Origin of the sequence: uncultured Nostoc sp. (assembly GCF_964245575.1) — a bacterium.
Taxonomy (GTDB): domain Bacteria; phylum Cyanobacteriota; class Cyanobacteriia; order Cyanobacteriales; family Nostocaceae; genus Nostoc.
This window is the reverse complement of sequence record NZ_CAXTNP010000151.1, coordinates 1-19,243: the sequence shown is the minus strand read 5'-3', so window position 1 is coordinate 19,243 and position 19,243 is coordinate 1. Positions and strand designations below refer to the sequence as shown.

Genomic DNA, 19,243 nt, shown 5'->3' with positions numbered 1-19,243 from the left:
CCTTTGATACTCATTAATCCACCTTTGATACTCATTAATCCACCTTTGATACTCATTAATCCACCTTTGATACTCAATCATCCACCTTTGATACTCAATCATCCACCTTTGATACTCATTCATCCACCTTTGATACTCATGCTCAAAATTTAATGTATGCCCACTACTACTGATTCTCCTTCGCCCCGTGTTCAATCTGGAACTCGTGACTCGCGCAAGCACACCCCTAAAACAGATATGCGGGGGCTTTACCAGAGAGCAATTCGTGAGTCATTTGTCAAGCTCGATCCGCGAATTACTGTCAAAAACCCCGTTATGTTTGTTGTTTGGGTGGGGACAATTGTCACCTTTCTTGTTACCCTTAACCCAAATCTGTTTGGTACAATCCAGGCAGATGTCAATCAACAACGCCTGTTAAACGGGTTGATTACCTTTATTCTCTTTTTTACACTCGTTTTTGCCAACTTTGCCGAAGCTGTAGCTGAAGGACGCGGGAAAGCTCAGGCTGATTCACTGCGATTGACGCGATCGGATACTGTTGCTAACAAAATTCTCCCAGATGGTTCTATACAACAAGTCAATTCTACGGAACTGCGACGGGGCGATTTGGTAAAAGTGATTGCAAATAATATGATTCCCGCCGATGGAGATGTAATTAAAGGCATCGGCTCGGTGGATGAGTCGGCAATTACTGGGGAATCTGCCCCTGTACTGAAGCAACCAGGTACAGATATTGCAAGTTCGGTAACAGGCGGTACACGCCTACTTTCCGACGAGTTGACAATTCGTATTAGCGCTGATCCTGGCCAAGGCTTTATCGATCGCATGATTTCCCTGGTAGAAGGAGCAGAACGCAGCAAGACTCCCAACGAGATTGCTTTGACAGTATTGTTGGCAGTTTTAACACAAGTATTCCTGATTGTAGTGGCAACTATGCCCCCCTTCGTGGGCTACATCGCCAGCTTTATCAGTACCGCCTTTGGGGCTGAGGCGGGAAACAGTTTGCGGGCGGGTGCTAGCGTTGCTATTTTAATATCGTTGCTGGTAGCTTTGATTCCTACAACTATCGGTGGTTTGCTCAGTGCGATCGGCATTGCAGGGATGGATAGGGTTGCTCAGTTTAACGTCATTGCTACTTCTGGTCGAGCAGTAGAAGCCTGCGGCGACATCAACACCTTGGTGCTAGATAAGACAGGCACTATCACCTTGGGTAATCGGATGGCTGATGAGTTTATTCCTCTGGATAATCATTCAATAGAAGATGTGGCGCGAATCTCTTTAGCTGCTAGCTTGTTTGATGATACGCCAGAAGGCAAGTCAATTGTACTTTTAGCAGAAAAATCCCAGGCTGCGCTAAACTTTAATATCGACAAAGCCGAGGGTGTAGAATTTTCCGCGAAAACCCGGATGAGCGGTACGAATCTACCCGATGGTAAACAAATTCGCAAAGGAGCGGTAGATGCGATTAAGGGATTTGTCCGTTCTCGTGGCGGCTACGTTCCTGATGATGTAGACGCAGCTGATGAGCGAGTTTCCCGGTTAGGCGGTACACCCTTAGCTGTTTGCCAAGATGACAAGATTTATGGTGTCATCTACCTCAAAGATATTGTCAAACCTGGTTTGCGGGAACGGTTTGACCAACTCCGCCGCATGGGTGTTAAGACTATCATGCTCACAGGTGACAATCGAATTACCGCTTCAGTAATTGCCGAAGAAGCTGGGGTGGATGATTTCATTGCTGAAGCGACTCCAGAAGACAAAATTGAGGCGATTCGCTCGGAACAATCTCAGGGTAAATTGGTGGCAATGACCGGGGATGGTACTAACGATGCACCTGCTTTAGCTCAAGCAAACGTGGGTGTGGCGATGAATTCTGGGACGCAAGCTGCCAAAGAAGCTGCTAACATGGTGGACTTAGACTCAGACCCCACGAAGTTGATTGACTTAGTAACCATAGGTAAACAGTTGCTAATTACTCGTGGAGCATTGACAACATTCTCCATCGCTAATGATATTGCTAAGTATTTTGCGATCATTCCCACAATCTTTGCCGCAGCTGGAATCGGCGCACTTAATATTATGGGATTAAAGAGTGCCCAATCTGCGATCGTCTCGGCGCTGATTTACAATGCTTTGATTATTCCGGCACTAATTCCGCTAGCACTCAAAGGGGTGAAGTTTTTACCTTTAACAGCAGATCAACTGCTACGTCGCAACATCTTCATCTTTGGTCTTGGCGGCATCGTTGCTCCCTTTATTGCCATCAAACTGATAGATATTATCTTACCTTTGTCTTAATTTACTATGAAACCCGTTCATATCCGACGCACTATTCTTGTATCACAAATACTAGAAGAAATAACTGAAATCTGGTGTCAATGGCGTAGACAAAAGCTACCACTGTATTTGTTCTTGGCGATGTGTTTCAACTTAGTGGTTGCACCTGTAGTCTATGCCGCTACTGGGGAACAACTTTCCCGCAGTCAATCTTGGGGATTGGGGCTGTTAGGAATGGTGACGCTAGGGCTTTCCATCTATCTATTTTTTGTCATGTTTGTACCGGAGAAATTCTAATGAGTTTTGCACGCGAAGCCGGTAGAGCTGTTCGTTCTACCCTGGTACTCTGGGTTATTGGAGCGATTATTTATCCTTTTGCAATGATTGCCATTGGGCAAATTGTGTTTCCCTTTCAAGCAAATGGCAGTCTACTGAAAAATAGTACAGGTGAAGTTATCGGTTCTGCTTTGATTGGTCAACCTTTTAGTAGCGATCGCTATTTTAACAGTCGTCCCAGTTCCACCAGCTACAGCACAGCCGATCCCAAAAAAGATGATGCGGGAGTTTTGAAAACCGGGGTTTCTGGTGCTAGTAACTTGGCTCCCAGTAATCCCGCATTGCTGGAACGCATCAAAGGTAAAGATGACCCCGATCCCAGCAAAAAGGTTGAAGGTGACTTCACTCGTCTGAAAACAGCAGGTGTGCAGCCGACTGGCGATTTAGTCTACACATCCGGTTCCAGCCTTGACCCTCACATTACTCCCGAAGCTGCGATCGCACAAATTGCACGAGTAGCCAAGGCGCGAGGAGTTCAACCGAACCAACTGGAAACTTTAATTGCTCAAAATACTGATGGTCGCTTTCTCGGCATCTTTGGTGAACCTGGAGTTAATGTGCTGAAGCTGAATTTAGCTCTGGATCAAATTAAGGGATAAAGGCATGGAAAATAGCGAAAAAGGGATGTTCCTGATTATTGCAAGGATTTTAATGCACCTCACGCCAGTGGAACCGTTAAAATACTGCGTAGGTTTTGCCTAAAAAAATAAAAATATGTAAATTGGGTTGAGGAACAAAACCCAACATTTAGCCGGGTTTGCTGGGTAACGCTTAGGCTTGAAAGTCGTGTTGAAGTACTTGAAAGTCGTTTTGAGGTACTCCAAAGTCGTTTTGAGGTACTCCAAAGTCGTTTTGAGGTACTCCAAAGTCGTGTTGAAGTACTCCAAAGTCGTGTTGAAGTACTTCAAGCTTTGTTGCACTGCGATCAAGTACACAGGTGCGACGCCGAATAGCCCGCCTTCTCTACGAGACGCTCCGCGAACGGCGTCGCTTGACTTTTAAAACAGTCGCTACAAGTATTCTTAACTGAGTAGTATTGGCAACCGTTATATATATATCAAAGATATATCTCTGAATATATGGAAATTTAGCTAGTAGATAAATATATGCTTTTTACCTAAACAATTTGTATATTTAAAATTATATTTTTAATATATATATTGTGCAATAAATTACACAATAACATTGAAGTCCAAAATGTTTTATATTAACAAGAAAACTTTTTTAAACTAAGTTAATTTGGTGTTTTAATCCAAATTACTAGCGTTCAAAAATGTTTAACTTAAATGACCTGTGCTGAATCTGAGTTTGAATAAATAAGGGTTTTTTATATGGATAGTTCGGAGCTTTTACAAATTTATGTATCCGCCCAAAAGAGTGTTAATCAATCCACTCTCATTGAAGCTAAACTGGCGAATGCAACAGAGCAAGACATAAAACCACACGACGGAGATATTCCCTTTGTAGCAGTGTTTTTGGCTCACATTTCCTTCATGATTGTTTGGGGAACTTTCGTTTTTCTCGTTTCATACGCCTCCAAAGCTTTACAAGATGCGGTACAAAATAAAGACGAAATAGTAAGCATAAAAAATTTAGAGCAACATCCCTGTAAAAGCTGCCAATTTTTTAACAACAACCATTATCTAAAGTGTGCAGTACAGCCTTTTACTGCTCTAACAAAAGAAAGACTCAATTGCTCTGACTACAAGCCCAAATAGTTTTTTATCCCCTCAGAGTAGCTATCGGTTTAATTTGTTTGAATGATAATGAAACTGTAAAAAAAACGATGCATTTATTGGTGATTTGAACTTTTGAAACTTAATTTGAAAAACCTAAATCAAACATACATAATTTGGATACAGCAAAAGGGTATTGTGGCTGCACACGTTGAAGCTGTCCAGAACCATATTAGAAATAACTACATGCGTAATCCTCTGGCGAGTGAACTCTTTAATCAGGAAATATGTAGCCTGCTGAAAAAGAAGATTAAGAGCAGTGTTTATCATTTTGATAACCTGGGAATCAAGTTTGATTATTCTGGGTAAGTCACGTTGCAAGACTCTGAGGAAATCCTGGAAAAAATATCTGCTATCCACAGGCAGGTAGTCAAAGCCTCAATCTCTACCCAGAATGAAGAACGTAAAGTCACTCCAATTGTTTGCTGAGAACTTATCAAGAGTATTTTATGGGTTTGAACCCGACTTTTTTCAGCAAAACGTTTCCAGAATTATCGATGATGTGATTAGCCAATTTCACGGTTCTCTAGAAATATCGCCAACTCTAGTTGAAATCTGTTACTTTTACAAAGATAAAAAGGATCTACCACAAATCAGGGTTAAAAATAAGAAGGTAAAATCTATAAATAGCACAAATTTGAGCCAAAACCACCCATAAACTCTTAATTTTGCAAAAAAGGCATCTGCAAGACTTTACGATTCTTCATCCGTAACAATTTTGTGAGGCATATCTTAAAGTTACTGCAATCTGATAAGATTTCTAACAAGTACAATAACTGCTTGTTCTCTTTTTCTTTAAGCCAGTCATTTCGGGCCTTTTTTGGGAAAGGAAAATAAAAAAATGTCTCATCTATTGTGGAAAACTCTGGTACTAAGCCCAGTAGTTTTGGGAGTGACGGTGTTGGTTTGCGCTAGGGCTATGGCTACTAAAATACCAGCCTCTTCTGAAGGTATAAAGGCAAAAGTTGCTCATACAGAAGCACCAATAGCTTCTAGTGCTTCAATATTCATCCAAACAGGGCAACTAAAAAATCAGCTGCTTGCCCAGGCAAAGACTGATGATAATAAGGTTTTAGAAGAAGTTAACCGCTACAGCAGCGAAGGCAAGAACCAGAATTCACTGTCTCAAGTCACATCAGTTTCTCAGTTTTCTGATGTACAGCCGACTGACTGGGCATTTCAAGCTTTGCAATCTCTGGTTGAGCGCTACGGTTGTATTGCTGGATATCCCAATAGCACTTACCGTGGTAACCGGGCACTAACCCGTTATGAATTTGCCGCAGGTTTGAATGCTTGTTTAGATCGGGTTAATGAACTGATTGCTACAGCAACTGCTGATTTGGTGACAAAACAGGATTTAGCAACCCTCCAACGTTTACAAGAGGAATTCTCGGCAGAACTAGCAACTCTGCGTGGCCGAGTAGATGCTCTAGAAGCACGGACTGCTGAACTGGAAGCAAATCAGTTTTCCACTACTACAAAATTGGTGGGTGAAGCTATTTTTGTCGCTACTGATATATTTGGCGGTAATACTGGCGATGCTAATAATACTGTCTTCCAAGATAGGGTACGTTTAGACTTGCAAACCAGCTTCACTGGTAAAGACCTTTTACACACCCGTCTTGCAGCCGGGAATGCACTAGCCTTTAATCAAGTAGATAATGCTGGTCTTCCTATTGATACTGCTGAAGGCACACAAAGTTTTCAAATTGGTAGCACTGGTAACAACGGTGTGATTATAGACTGGCTAGCGTATTACGTACCCATAGGCCCAGCCCAAGTTTACTTTGCAGGCACCGGAGGTATTCATAGCGATTACGTTGCCACTAACAACCCTTACTTTGAGGACTATGATGGCGGTAATGGTGCTTTGTCTACCTTTGCTTCTGAAAGTCCCATCTATCGCATTGGTGGTGGTGCCGGTGCAGCACTGACTTTACCCTTTGGTAGCGGTGGCAGTGTTTTCAAACCTTCAGTGACTATAGGCTACTTAGCGTCAAATGCTAATAATCCTGGCGCAAATCAAGGTTTGCTTGAAGGTAACTATGCAGCTCTTGGACAGTTGAACTTTAGTGTTGGCGATCGCTTGTCTATAGGTGCTACCTACGTTCACGGTTATCATGGTGCTGGAGGTGGTAATTTATTTGATTTCGGTGGTGGTTTGGGTAGCACCAACCGCGTCGTAGGTACTGGTCAAGCTAACACCCTAAGTACCCTAAACGCATCTTCCAGTAATTCCTATGGTGTGTCGGCAGCCTTCAGACCCAGTGACAAACTGTCAATTAGTGGCTTCGTTTCTTACCACGATGTCTCAGGCTTCGGTGCAAATGATGATTATGAAGCTTGGAGCTACGGTCTTGGGGTAGCCTTACCTGACTTTGGTAAACAAGGTAACGTTTTAGGTATTTTTGCTGGTGCAGAACCCTATTCCTTTAACCGACCAGGTTTTGCTGGTACTGGTAATGATATACCTTATCACTTTGAAGGCTTTTATAAGTATCGCGTGTCAGATAACATCTCAATTACCCCTGGTGTGATCTGGTTGACCTCTCCTGGTCAAAACAGCAATAACGATGATGCTATTATCGGTACGCTGAGAACAACTTTCACCTTCTAAAGGTTTACAGCAATTTGCTGTAAGGTAGTACAGTTAGAGGCTGTAAATACTCCTTATTGGGCTACTGCTGCAAGTCAAGAGGCGGCAGCACCCAGTGGAGTGGTCTAAAACACTAAGCAAATGTGCCACAAAAAAGTTATTGTGGCATTGTCAAATATTAGACCTGTCCAGCCGTCAATACTTGGGCTGCGGTCAAATTCAGCATTGGAAAAGTCACTGACACAATAATGTCTGTTCCTTGAAACACAGCCTCTTCATCCAGTCCATCTACCAGAGTCAGCAGGGTAATCCGGGCTTTATCAACATCAACAATCCAGGTCATTAGAGGGTTGTATCATGGGTATCGGGTTTATTTGATTTGACAAGCGATCGCGATGACAATATTACTGATAAAATATCCAAAATGCGAGAACTTTACCCAGCGATCGAGCCTTACTTAGAAGGTAGTTTACAGGTTTCTGACCTTCATACCATTCATTTTAAAGAGTCAGGTAACCCGCAAGGTCAACCCATCGTTTTGCTGCATGGGGGCCCTGGTGGTGCATGTCCAGCTTTTTATCAGCAATATTTCCACCCAGAAAAATGGCGGTTAGTGATGTTTGACCAACGCGGTTGTGGTCAAAGTACGCCTCATGCTGAATTACGAGAAAACACTACTTGGGATTTAGTCAGTGATATCGAAAAACTGCGCCAACATTTAGGTATAGAAAAGTGGGTGGTCTTCGGTGGGAGTTGGGGTAGCACTTTATCATTAGCCTACAGTCAAACCCATCCCTCTCAATGCGCGGGATTAATTCTCCGTGGTATCTTCATGCTGAGGCAAAAAGAGTTGCGATGGTTTTACCAAGAGGGTGCTAGCTATATTTTTCCTGATGCTTGGGAAGAATATCTTAAACCAATTCCTATAGATGAGCGTGGTGATATGATCGCAGCATATTACAATCAATTGACCAATCCAGATTTAGAAATTCAATTAACAGCAGCGCGTGCTTGGTCAATTTGGGAAGCTAGTACAAGTAGACTTTTTTTAGATCCAGAACTCATGCAAAAGTTTGGCGAGAGTGAATTTGCTTCAGCTTTCGCACGTATTGAATGCCATTACTTTATGAATAAGGGATTTTTTGAAACAGAAGATCAATTACTTATAAATGTAGACCGCATCCGCCATATTCCGGCTGTAATTGTTCAGGGGCGCTATGATGTAGTTTGTCCAATGATATCAGCTTGGGAATTACATCGGGCTTGGCCGGAAGCAGAATTTATAGTGGTTCCTGATGCTGGGCATTCGATGAGTGAACCAGGAATTTGCAGTGCTTTAATTGAGGCAACAGATAATATTTAATTCGGTTTAATATTTAGATTTCTATAGCGTTTCCCAATCATATAAAGTAGATCATAGCCCCCTCTCGAAGAGCGGGGAGGAGATTGGGGGTGGGGTTCTTGTACCTCACTCAATCCAATCAGGCCCTTTGAAGAAACTTCCATCTTCTCTAAAGGTTTGATACACCAAAACACCTTCTCCGAGAGGAGGGAAATTTTTGGCTCCCCTGAAGTCAGTTTTTATGAATTTGGCAGTACCACCAATCGCCGCCCTATATAGGTTAGCCCCATCAAATATAGCAGCAGTCAAGATAGCATCATTCAAACTGGCATTGGAGAAGTCAGTCCCTATGCAATCAGCACCACTCAAGTCAACTCCTCGCAAATTGGCATAACTGAGATTGGCATTAGTGAGGTTAACACAAAGCATTTTGGCTCCACTCGAGTTGGCATGGCTCAGGTTGGAGCCACTCAAATCGACACCTATCAAATCAGCTCCACTCAAGTCAATTTCCTGCAAATCTTCTCCATCCAGCCCCGACGAACTGATTCTAATCCCAGCAAAGTCTCTCTCGCCAGCCGCGTATCTCTTAAGCAACTTTTGACGATTAATAAACTTTCTTTCATCTTCCATAATTTGCCTCTTGCATCTTCCAATACATACCCAGCACCGTGCAAATTGGCACAGCACTTCAGACAGGCTGGATCATTATTAATAGTGATGCCAGGATAACCACCAGCATACTTAATCCCACTCACACCTACACTAAAGATGGTATATACAGAGCAATAGACATTTCCAGAAATTAAATATGCGTTATCCAGAACCCTTGTAGAGACGTAGCAGTGCTACGTCAAAACAATTCATTTTCGGAGATGTCTAATGGTAACCCTTGTGAATTTGGAAACTTCTACTGTATATGAAGCATCAATGTAAGTAGTTCACTACAAAAAAGAAGATATGCGAATTCTAATTGTGGAAGGCAGTATGCTGTTGCTCCTGACTGCGGTGACAACTGGCTGTGTCGGTTCTTCCTCTGTTACAAAACAGCCGCAAGCCTTGCTAGCAAACACTGAGCAACCAACGAAGGCAACTGTGTTGACCTCAACACCTACACCGACTGTAAAAACTATAGAGCATTCTACCCCTGAAGCCACTATTGCCACGAATCCGACGCGCTGTGAAACTAGCCAATTGTCAGTGCGCCGAGTCTCCGAAGATGCTGGCGTTGGGAATGTTGCACTTACCTACGCCTTCACCAATAATGCCTCATCCCCTTGCAACCTCTACGGTTATCCAGGATTGGGACTACTGGATGCAAAAGATCAACCTTTGCAGGGGATTAAAGTTATTCGCTCCCAGGACACTTACTTTTCGAGTAAGCAACCTCGACAACAAGTAACTCTAGCTCCTGGCAAACAAGCCTCATTTCAGATAGCATACAACCACATTAGTTCCCCAGAGAAAAACTGCCCAATTTCTAGTAAAATTGAAATCACGCCTCCTAATGCTTACCAGCACTTTACCCTCACGGAACAAATCAAGCCTTGTACAGGTAAAGTCAGAGTGACTCCTGTGCGATCTGTTGACACTCAACCCTAGTAAATATTCTGTAATTTACTCAAATACCCAGAAAAAGCATAAATTTAATCAAAGCCTCTGATAAGTTCAGTATTGTACTAATCAAAAACGTTAAAAAATTCTATGGAAGGAATTGATGTTTACGATCAAGACGGCAGAGTAGATTGGACGGCAGTAAAAAACTCTGGTAAAACTTTTGCATTTGTCAAAGCCACAGAAGGAGTTACCAAGAAAGATTCTGCTTTTGCTCATCATTGGCAGACTATGAAAACTGTTGGCATTATTCGGGGTGCTTATCATTTCCTTCATCCCCATACATCAGACCCGGTTGATCAAGCGAAGGAATTCTTAAAAACGGTAGGGAAATTAGAACCAGGAGACTTACCACCAGTTCTGGATGTAGAGATAACTGACAAAGGAGGAAATAGCCAAGGAGTAATTAATGCAGCGAAGCAGTGGTTAAAAGAGGTGGAAAAAGCCCTTTTACAACAAACACAAAAACCAATCAAACCGATTATTTATACTTACCCCAATTTCTGGGAAGAAATTGGCAATCCATCTGATTTTGCTAGTTATCCCTTATGGATTGCCCACTACAAAGTTAAGGTTCCAACTATTCCTGGCGCTTGGCAGGGGCAATATCTAATCCATCAATATGCAGGTGATATATCTGGTGTAGCTGGTGTTAGTGGTCGAGCCGATTTGAATAGATTTAATGCCTTGCAGCTAGAAGATTCTGGGCTAAGAGTAAAACAATTACAACAGCAATTAAAAGATATTGGATTGTATACTGATGACATTGATGGGCATTTTTCTGAGTCAGTTAAAGATGCAATTGTTAGTTTCCAAACATCTAAACGATTGCAAGCTGATGGAATTGTCGGTATCAAAACTTGGGTAGCTTTATTGTGGATTTAGAACGAATTGTACACTCAAGAAATAGCTTCATACTCACAATCAAATCAATGTAAACATAGGTAATACTTTACGTCTAATGTTTACTTGTTTTAATTAGCGATCACAGTTTTTTTAAATATAGCTACTTATTGAAAAGCCCTCAAGTTACTTCCAGGGCTTTTCAACAAGTAGCTAGGCATAAATTAATTCAAGTTTGTAGTAAGGACTTTAGTCCTGAGAAACCTTGCTATGAGCGATGAATCGCTCACTACAAACTAGGATTTTATTGTATGTTTAATTATACATTTATAATTAATGTATTTTTTTATACTTAGTTAGGATCTCTAAATGCACAAAAGTGAGATTCGACCTGGAAAAAACCTTTAAGGATTCGTTTGAGTGAATTAAACTTAACCCGCCTGATAGCTTTAGTCACTTCTACCCACTGCCGTTTTCTTTTACTTGCTTCTGGATAATCTTCACTCAGCATCTCTACTGGTAACAAATACATCTTGACCTGGTAAGTTTTACCTCCTTTGCGGTACTTGTAACTACCGAGTTCATTGGTGTCTACCTGCCCAATTACCCCTGCTTCTTCCCACGCCTCTTTGGCTGCTGAAGCTGGCGGACTCATGCCATTAGGAATATCTCCTTTCGGAATTACCCAGTGTTGAAAGTTACGGGTTGTGATTAGCAATATCTCAATTTTGCCATTGTTCACTCTATAAGGAATCACCCCAGACTGTTTAAACACTTTGCTGACTTTTCGACTCATGTAATTTACATCCTGTACGGCCTAGCTTTTTTGTACAATGTTTACTTCAGAAAGTCTAGAGCTGATCCTGGATAAATTTTAGTTAATGTTAGGTTATGAAAAGGTTAAAAATATTTTTAACCTTAAAAGTTAATTATTGAAAGTTTTTGATTGTTAAAGTAGGGTAAGCTAAAACACATCTAATTTGCATATTAAAATTTTCTCAATATCTTGTAGGGTGGGCCGAAAAGCCTGCCCTGATTATGCAACTTGAATACTGATTAGCTTATGAGAATCGCTAGGTTTGTAATCTTACAAATATAAAATTAACTGCTGTAAGTAGGACGACGTAAATAATTAAAGGTTTGTAGTGAGGGCTACCCTACGAGAACGCTTCTCTACGAGAGGCTACGCCAACGCGAACAGCCCTCAAAGTAGGGCTAGAGCCGCTTACTACAAACTAATTTAAATATTTTTTACATTAGTTAATATAGTTTGAATTATTCTCACCGACTTACTTAAAATGTGTATTCCTGGTGGCTGACTTACAAATATTGCGCTCTTTAAACTATCAGGTTGCTTTGGTATATTGAATCTTACTCTCCTTCCCTAAAAGGGAAAGGGTTGGGGATTAGGTCTATATTGCACTCAACTGCAAACTGCAATATACAATTAATGTAACTAACTTGCCTTTTTCAGATTTTGATAGATATACAGCGAAGATATTGTATTTAAATCTACTTTTTTAGACTCCTTTTCAGGCTCGTTAGTATTTTTAAACAGTATTGTAAACGCACCAGCACCTAACATATCCTGAGGAAACATCCGATAACAAGGCATTTTAGTTAAATGCGACTGATATTTGGCTAAATTACTAACTTCTATCGCCTGAAACTGCGGAAAGCGTTCCAAAAACCATTCACAAACTTGCTCATTTTCTTCGGGTGAATATGTGCAAGTCATATAAGCTAGATAGCCTTGTGGTGAAACAAGTTTAGCAGAGTTAGCTATAATACGCTTTTGTCGATTTGCACTCTTATTAATAGCAGTCGGGTGAAAACATCCGGGAGCTTTTTCACCTTTAGCAAGTAAAGATTGTCCAGTACAAGGAGCATCTACTATTACTAGATTGCTAGAGTAGGGAAACATTTCGGCAAATATACTCGAATCTCTATTAACTACTGCACTAGGGCTAATCTGGCAACGCTTCAAATTAGAAATTAGCATTCCCAGACGTTTGCCAATGACTTCATTACTGATGAGTAAGTCAGGTTGTAAAGCTTTCCAAGCGAAGATACTTTTACCTCCTGGGGCGGCACACATATCAAAAACTAAACTTACTGGCACAGGAATAGCTAACAAAATAGTAGCTGCAAACACCGAAGAAAAATCTAAACAATAGAAATATCCTTGTTGATGTAAGGGATGCTGACCGGGTTTTTCTCCCAAGCATAAACGGTCTATAAATTGTGGTTGCCAATAAGTTGGCGTTTCCACTGCCAAAGGCGAAATTTCTGGCTTTTCTTTACACCAAAGAATACTGGGTGAAAAAGGCTGAGGATTCATTAAAGCCTCAATAAATTTTTCTTGCTTATCTAGATTATTGAACAAACGCCGCGAGACTTTAAGTAATAAATTAGAAGGTTTTTCCATGTAGATTATTAATTACGAATTAGCTTGTATCAAAATCAAAATAAAACTGTTACACAAGAACAATGTAATTAAGGGTTTTGGCTTCATACTCAAAATATAATGACCGCCATTGGGAACGCAATGGCCAAGCTACCCCACTGCACCGGAGAAGGTCATGTTCTTAGATAGTTTTCCGCAAAAATTACGCAAAGAAGCACAATTATGGAGGGATGAAGGATTAATTAGTTCTTCGCTGTATGAGCAAATAGCAGAACGTTATCAATTTAAGAACCTGGAAGCTGCTGCACGCGATCGCAATAAGGCGATCGCGATTGCTATAGGCGGCATACTTTTATGCTTAGGCATAATTACCTTTGTAGCAGGAAACTGGCAGGGAGGATCGCGAGAAGTCAAGTTTATTCTGCTGATAAGTTTGTTTTTTGCGATCGCAATCACTGGTTTTTACAATTGGATAACACCTGAAGGAAAAAAGCCACAAAAAAGCAAACGCTTACTAGGAGAGGCGTTGCTAATTTTAAGCGCCTTCATCTTCGGTGCAAATTTACTGCTGATGGCCCAGATGTTCAATATTGCTGGTTCAGCTTCCCAACTGTTTTTCGCCTGGGGGTTGGGTGTTGTGGTGATGGCCTTCAGTTTGTCCTTAAATTCTTTAGGAATTCTGTCAATTGTCCTCGTGGAAATTGGCTACTGGACGGGATTACAAGACTTGTGGTACGCTTCAGGTGAGCTAAATTGGTCGCGGTTAGTGGTGCAGCACATGCCTTTGTTGGCATGGCTAGTGTTTGTACCCTTAGCCTACTTCTGCCGATCGCGTTGGATTTTTGGTTTAGCAGCCTTTGTCTTTGCTAGTTCCTTACAAGCCAACCTCAATCCTCTGCCACTGCTAAATTATGCTGATATAGCCCCTTGGGTGGCATCTTTTGCTTTTGCACTCCCACCTGCATTATTCTGGAGTTATGATGACTTGCTGTTTCCAAGCATAAATTACAGGTTGTTTCAATCTCTGGCCCGTAATTTAGCGTTGGTAAGCTTCGGCATTGTCTTTTATATCTTGTCTTTTCGTTGGGTCTGGGAATCTCCAAATTATAGTTATAATCAACCAACGAATGTGACAAACTTATTCGAGTCTCTGCCGATTATCGATTTGGGGATTCTCAGTGGCTTGGCGGTATTGCAATGGTTGTTTCTACTGCGTCAAAGAAATAACCCTCCGCGCCGCGAAGTGATTTTTACGACTGCTGTCATTACTACCTTTCTTGCCTTTATTACCTTAGTACCTTTTTGGCATCAAACTATCAGCCGGATTGATGAACTTGGTGTTTTTATTTTCAATGTACTTCTAGCAACATTAGCCTGGGGACTAATTCAAGAAGGATTGAAATTAAACAACAGAAGTTCCTTTTGGGGCGGTATGTTGTTAGTAACACTGCAAATCATCAGTCGTGTGCAAGAGTACGATACTGATTTACTTTTCAAGTCCCTAGTCTTTGTTTTGTGCGGTTCTGCTTTAATTAGCGCTGGACTCTGGTTTGAACGCCGCCTACCTGGTGGCTCTAGTGCAAGTAAAAAGTAGTGCAAAGAATGAAATAATCTGTGCAAATTTTAGATTTTGAATTTTGAATTTTGGTGAAGCAGCGCGGTCTTGGGGGGTTTCCCCCATGAGTGACTGCTGAACCCGTTCGCGCAGCGTCTCCCCTTGGGAGAAGGGATCGAATAAAAAATCTAAAATCTAAAATCCAAAATAAAGTTTTTTAAAGTTTCTCTGCGTCAGTCCTAATCTCGTTACTTTTGACCTCCTCAATACCTCTGCTTTTTAGGACTACGCTCATGACTAATAGTTCTTCTGAATCTAAAAATAAACCCTTGTCTCCTGAAGCTGAATTCTCCAGTAAGGTGACTTTTCGGGATTACTTGATTGCTAGTGAACAAAAATCGAATAAGCCCTTACCTTTTTGGCGGTTACTAGCTCCCCTGGCGCTGCAAACAGGGCTAATTATGGCAGTACCAGCCCAAGCGCTTTATACAGACGTTACAGGTAAGACGGTGATTTTGCAAACCGTACCTGTAGACCCTAATAATGTGCTAGAAGGTAACACCTTAGACTTAGATTACAACATATCCCGCACTGCAAATTTGAGCAGATTACCTGGTTGGCAAACATTAGTCAGCAAAGGTCGTGGAAGTGGCAGAAGATTGCCTGAAGGAACCAACATCTACGTGACTTTGCAAGAGCAACTATCTTCTGGTCGCGGTGTTCCTAGAGCTTGGAGACCGTTGCGAGTGACTAGCGATCGCCCCACAACTCTAAGGGCTAATCAGGTAGCCTTAAAAGGAGTTTATCAAGATGGCTCTGTTAACTACGGCTTAGAAACATATTACATCCCAGAAAACCAACGGCAACAGATTAGGAACGATTTGCAAGCCCAACGCGCCCGTAGAGGACAAGTACCGCCCATTGTGGTAAAGGCGAAAGTTGATCCACAAGGTAAGGCAGTCCCAGTTAGTATGTGGGTACGCGATCGCAACTATCGCTTTTAACCTGTTAGGCAAATAAACATTGCATATTTACACGCAAGGTTTGTCTCCAAAGTTCTGAGCATCGGCTTTTGGCGCTCAGGGTAATGCCACAATCAATGGTGGCTGCGGATGGGACAAGCTAATTCTGCCTGATGTCAAAAGTGATTACACCATTCTAGGCAGCTCCAACAATTACACCATTAAACGTGATGAGTTCACCCTTAATGTCTTGAATGTTGAGGAAATCGTCTTTTTTGGCGCTGCTCCCCAGTAAACTGTGCTTGGGATTCCTGATTAGTAGATTGTGCTTCGGGTTCCTGATGGGAAGAGGGAGAGAGGTATACCTCTTTCCTCTCTTTTTTAATTGGCGATCGCTTCGATTATTAGATGCAAAGCGCAACCTGTTCAGTTACCCTAAATACAGACAAATCTTGTAGATGGCAAGGCTGAAGGGTTAAACCCATGAAAATCCCAAAAAAACAATCACAAAACCAAGATATTTCGACTCAAAATCAACTCGCTTTACCTCCCGGAAGCTTAGGCTTACCGTTGATTGGGGAGACAATTAGCTTTTTGCGTGACCCTGATTTTGCTACCAAACGACAACAGAAGTAGGGCAACATTTTTAAAACTAATCTATTTGGCTCACCAACTATTATGATGGTGGGAGCAGAAGCTAATCGTTATTTATTTAGCCACGAAAACCAGAATTTTGTAATTAAATGGCCAGAGAGCGTTGCAATATTACTCGGCCCTGCTTCTTTATCAATGCAAACAGGGAGCATCCATCAAAAAAGACGCAAATTATTATCACAAGCATTTCAACCGAGAGCTTTGGCAAGTTATCTACCAGCGATGTCAGAAATTAGCGATCGCTACTTCAAAAAATGGGAAAAATTGAATCAATTGACTTGGTATCCTGAGCTAAGGCAATATACTTTTGATATAGCTTGTAAATTATTAGTAGGAACAGATGCTACTAATGACACCCATTTTACTGAAGTATTTGAAGAATGGTGTGCCGGATTATTTACTCTCCCTATTCAGTTACCTTGGACGAAATTTGGTAAAGCCTTAAAATGCCGAGAAAAGTTATTAGCAAAAATTGAAGAGATTATTTTACAGCGTCAAAAACAAGGAAATAATCATCAAGATGCCTTAGGTTTATTGCTAGATTCCAGAGATGAAGATGGTAATAGTTTAAGTTTAGAAGAATTAAAAGACCAAATTCTGACTTTACTATTTGCTGGGCATGAAACCTTAACTTCTGCACTATCTTCTCTATGTTTGCTGTTAGCGCAAAATCCAGAAATTTTAGCAGCCGCTAAAAGAGAACAACAACAAATAAGTTGTGCCGATGGGCTAAAATTTGAACATCTGAAACAAATGACTTACCTAGACCAAATCCTCAAGGAAGTTTTGCGAATTATTCCTCCAGTTGGTGGCGGTTTTCGTTCGGTTATCCAAAATTGTGAGTTTAATGGGTATCATATTCCCCAAGGTTGGTCTGTATTGTATCAGATAGGTAAAACCCATCAGGATCAGAGTATATATAAAAATCCTGAGAATTTTGAGCCGCAAAGGTTTGGTATAGATAGGGCTGAGGATCAATCTAAACCTTTTGGTTACGTTCCTTTTGGGGGTGGGATAAGAGAATGTTTAGGTAAGGAATTTGCTAAATTAGAGATGAAAATATTTGCTGCTTTGCTATTGCGTGGTTATGAATGGGAACTTGTACCGGGGCAAGATTTAGATTTAGTAATGATACCCACGCCCCGACCCCGTGATTCTTTAAAAGTAGTTTTCCGTTCCATACAGGGGGTAAATGAGCAATCGAACAGATAGTTACGCGCTTGGCTGAAAACCTTATTGAAGAGGACAAGGGGAATTGTTTCCCCATCCCCAACTTGAAAGGCAACGCCCAAGGGTTTAAGACAAGAACACCACTTTTTGGTGGACTACTGCGATCGCACGAAAGTGGAATTGGGCTGGAAAATTCATCGGCAATATCCCAGACAAATCGACGCAATGGAGGGAGTGCCTAAGGTGCTGCGAACTGGAAAAACTGAAATGACTGCTGAAATTCCAGATGCAGCATTGGTGACGGTGGCTCAAGACGCTGAACATCTGCGAATCTTGCGCGAACTAGGTTTAAGGTCTGGCATTATCTCGCCGTTGATTGCCCGTGGACAAATTTTAGGGGCAATTTCCTTTGTCACGGCCCAATCCGATCGCCGTTATGAAGAAGCAGACATGACGTTGGCAGAAGACATCGCCCATCGAGCCGCGATCGCCATTGATAATGCCCGCCTCTACCGGGAAGCACAGCAGTCTTAATAGCGCATCACCCGGCTTCAGTCTATGACACCTGCTTTTTCCGAATCCCTAACTCCCCTCCAGGTGGCAGATGTGATTGTAGATCAAGGGATTGCCGCTCTGAGTGCTAACTTTGCCCTTGTTGCCTTAGTAAATGAGACTGGCACTGAACTCGAAGTCATTCGAGTCGTGGGCTGTGAACCAGAGCAAATGAAGGGTTGGCAGAGGTTTTCCCTCAATGCTCCAGTGCCTCTAGCAGAAGCTGTACGAACCGGACAGCCCATTTGGGCAGAACCATCAAAAACACGAGCAATTCGCTATCCACACTTAACTCAATGGTATGAGCGGCATCATTTCGATGCCTGGATTTCCATTCCCCTGATGGTTGAAGGTCGAGCAATCGGAGGCATGTCCGCAGAGTTTGAGGATGTCAAAGTAGCTCACTAAGATGCTGCTGTGACTGGATTTTCAAATTACATCCGGATTACACAAGTGCAAAGTAGTTTATGTATAAAAAAGAGATTGCTTTGCATGATTAATCAAATTGTCACTTTAGAATCTTGTTGGCATAGTTCTCTACCGTGGGGAAAAGCCATGCCACCATTAGCAGTTCAAATCCTGGAAAAAGTTTTCTTATCAAACTCTGATATATCAGGCTACTGTTGTGGTGTCCAATGGGAGAGAGAGGAATGGATTTATACCATTGTCTGCTGTCGTGAAATACTCTACTTGCCTCAAGAAGAATTTTCTGGAACAAACTTAGTGGAAAAAGCCACAGTTGCTACACCAGCTTTTCAATTGGGGGATGTGGTGGAAGTTGATTTTAGTGAAGAACCCTCACGTCGGATTATTCAAGGGATTTTTAGCCTGAAAGACAATTGGCTTTATGCAGTAGAATGGCGTTCCCCAATTTTGTCAGAAATGGCATTGGGTCAAAGTAGAATTATCTGGCTTGCGGATGTAGATTTAGTAAAAGTGAATGTATGACTGGATGACGATGTTTTTGGAGTTGTACCAAAAAAGTTAGTGCGCTCATCCGAGTGGGCGCTTAATTGTTTGGGTTGATTTCCTATTGCTGAGATTGAATCTTAATACTCAGTCAACCAAATCCCAAATCCGATATTGCTTTCCAAAGATTGCGTCATCACTAATGTTCAACTTTCCGCCCGCTTTCATGTCCACACCCGTCAAGTCGCTTCTCGAAATTAAAAATTAAAAATATAAAATTAAAAATTGCA

Annotated in this window: 19 protein-coding genes; 15 read left to right on the top strand and 4 right to left on the bottom strand. The window is 41.7% G+C overall.

Features of this window, described 5'->3' with window-relative positions:
* Nucleotides 1-156: 156 nt before the first annotated feature.
* The 5 genes from kdpB to ACFFAP_RS22460 all read left to right on the top strand — a co-directional run bounded on the left by kdpB (nt 157) and on the right by ACFFAP_RS22460 (nt 6,966).
* On the top strand, nt 157-2,298 hold the full coding sequence (gene kdpB / locus ACFFAP_RS22480; protein ID WP_375513300.1) for a potassium-transporting ATPase subunit KdpB: 2,142 nt from the start codon (nt 157-159) through the stop codon (nt 2,296-2,298).
* 6 nt (nt 2,299-2,304) lie between these two features.
* On the top strand, nt 2,305-2,574 hold the full coding sequence (locus tag ACFFAP_RS22475; protein ID WP_375513299.1) for a potassium-transporting ATPase subunit F: 270 nt from the start codon (nt 2,305-2,307) through the stop codon (nt 2,572-2,574).
* On the top strand, nt 2,574-3,212 hold the full coding sequence (gene kdpC, locus ACFFAP_RS22470) for a K(+)-transporting ATPase subunit C (protein WP_375513298.1): 639 nt from the start codon (nt 2,574-2,576) through the stop codon (nt 3,210-3,212). The genes ACFFAP_RS22475 and kdpC overlap by 1 nt, the downstream gene beginning before the upstream one ends.
* Nucleotides 3,213-3,944: 732 nt before the next feature.
* Nucleotides 3,945-4,331: a hypothetical protein gene (locus ACFFAP_RS22465; protein ID WP_375513297.1), complete on the top strand. Its 387-nt coding sequence runs from the start codon at nt 3,945-3,947 to the stop codon at nt 4,329-4,331.
* 859 nt (nt 4,332-5,190) lie between these two features.
* Entirely contained in the window at nt 5,191-6,966 is a 1,776-nt protein-coding gene (locus ACFFAP_RS22460; protein ID WP_375513296.1) for an iron uptake porin, read from the top strand.
* A gap of 157 nt (nt 6,967-7,123) precedes the next feature.
* Here ACFFAP_RS22460 and ACFFAP_RS22455 read toward each other — a convergent pair whose 3' ends face one another.
* Nucleotides 7,124-7,288: a hypothetical protein gene (locus tag ACFFAP_RS22455; protein WP_375513295.1), complete on the bottom strand. Its 165-nt coding sequence runs from the start codon at nt 7,286-7,288 to the stop codon at nt 7,124-7,126.
* Nucleotides 7,289-7,369: 81 nt separating this feature from the next.
* On the opposite strand from ACFFAP_RS22455, the gene pip reads away from it, so the two are divergent.
* Nucleotides 7,370-8,308, top strand: a complete 939-nt coding sequence (gene pip / locus ACFFAP_RS22450; protein WP_375513303.1) for a prolyl aminopeptidase — start codon at nt 7,370-7,372, stop codon at nt 8,306-8,308.
* Nucleotides 8,309-8,413: 105 nt separating this feature from the next.
* Here pip and ACFFAP_RS22445 read toward each other — a convergent pair whose 3' ends face one another.
* The gene (locus ACFFAP_RS22445) at nt 8,414-8,920 is read right to left on the bottom strand and encodes a pentapeptide repeat-containing protein (RefSeq protein WP_375513294.1); all 507 of its coding nucleotides are present in this window, start codon (nt 8,918-8,920) and stop codon (nt 8,414-8,416) included.
* A 327-nt stretch (nt 8,921-9,247) separates the two neighbouring features.
* Here ACFFAP_RS22445 and ACFFAP_RS22440 point away from each other — a divergent pair, with 327 nt between their 5' ends.
* Together ACFFAP_RS22440 and ACFFAP_RS22435 are read left to right on the top strand one after the other, a co-directional pair.
* Nucleotides 9,248-9,889, top strand: a complete 642-nt coding sequence (locus ACFFAP_RS22440; RefSeq protein WP_375513293.1) for a DUF4232 domain-containing protein — start codon at nt 9,248-9,250, stop codon at nt 9,887-9,889.
* A gap of 102 nt (nt 9,890-9,991) precedes the next feature.
* Nucleotides 9,992-10,786, top strand: a complete 795-nt coding sequence (locus tag ACFFAP_RS22435; RefSeq protein WP_375513292.1) for a GH25 family lysozyme — start codon at nt 9,992-9,994, stop codon at nt 10,784-10,786.
* A 310-nt stretch (nt 10,787-11,096) separates the two neighbouring features.
* Here the strand turns inward: ACFFAP_RS22435 and ACFFAP_RS22430 are convergent, their stop codons facing one another.
* Complete coding sequence (locus ACFFAP_RS22430) at nt 11,097-11,540, bottom strand: NUDIX hydrolase (RefSeq protein ID WP_375513291.1); 444 nt, start codon at nt 11,538-11,540, stop codon at nt 11,097-11,099.
* Nucleotides 11,541-12,200: 660 nt separating this feature from the next.
* Nucleotides 12,201-13,172: an RsmB/NOP family class I SAM-dependent RNA methyltransferase gene (locus ACFFAP_RS22425; RefSeq protein WP_375513290.1), complete on the bottom strand. Its 972-nt coding sequence runs from the start codon at nt 13,170-13,172 to the stop codon at nt 12,201-12,203.
* Nucleotides 13,173-13,326: 154 nt separating this feature from the next.
* Here ACFFAP_RS22425 and ACFFAP_RS22420 point away from each other — a divergent pair, with 154 nt between their 5' ends.
* From ACFFAP_RS22420 to ACFFAP_RS22390, 7 genes are all read left to right on the top strand, one after another.
* Nucleotides 13,327-14,745 (top strand): DUF2157 domain-containing protein, encoded by a 1,419-nt coding sequence (locus ACFFAP_RS22420; RefSeq protein WP_375513289.1) that lies wholly within the window; start codon nt 13,327-13,329, stop codon nt 14,743-14,745.
* Nucleotides 14,746-14,999: 254 nt separating this feature from the next.
* Nucleotides 15,000-15,710, top strand: a complete 711-nt coding sequence (locus ACFFAP_RS22415) for a GDYXXLXY domain-containing protein (RefSeq protein WP_375513288.1) — start codon at nt 15,000-15,002, stop codon at nt 15,708-15,710.
* 441 nt (nt 15,711-16,151) lie between these two features.
* Nucleotides 16,152-16,304, top strand: a complete 153-nt coding sequence (locus tag ACFFAP_RS22410) for a hypothetical protein (RefSeq protein ID WP_375513287.1) — start codon at nt 16,152-16,154, stop codon at nt 16,302-16,304.
* 6 nt (nt 16,305-16,310) lie between these two features.
* Entirely contained in the window at nt 16,311-17,534 is a 1,224-nt protein-coding gene (locus tag ACFFAP_RS22405; RefSeq protein ID WP_375513302.1) for a cytochrome P450, read from the top strand.
* Nucleotides 17,535-17,642: 108 nt separating this feature from the next.
* Complete coding sequence (locus tag ACFFAP_RS22400; protein ID WP_375513301.1) at nt 17,643-18,026, top strand: GAF domain-containing protein; 384 nt, start codon at nt 17,643-17,645, stop codon at nt 18,024-18,026.
* Nucleotides 18,027-18,050: 24 nt separating this feature from the next.
* Entirely contained in the window at nt 18,051-18,452 is a 402-nt protein-coding gene (locus tag ACFFAP_RS22395; RefSeq protein WP_375513286.1) for a GAF domain-containing protein, read from the top strand.
* An 84-nt stretch (nt 18,453-18,536) separates the two neighbouring features.
* Nucleotides 18,537-18,992, top strand: coding sequence for a DUF1392 domain-containing protein (locus ACFFAP_RS22390; protein WP_375513285.1), 456 nt, complete (start codon nt 18,537-18,539; stop codon nt 18,990-18,992).
* Nucleotides 18,993-19,243: the final 251 nt, after the last annotated feature.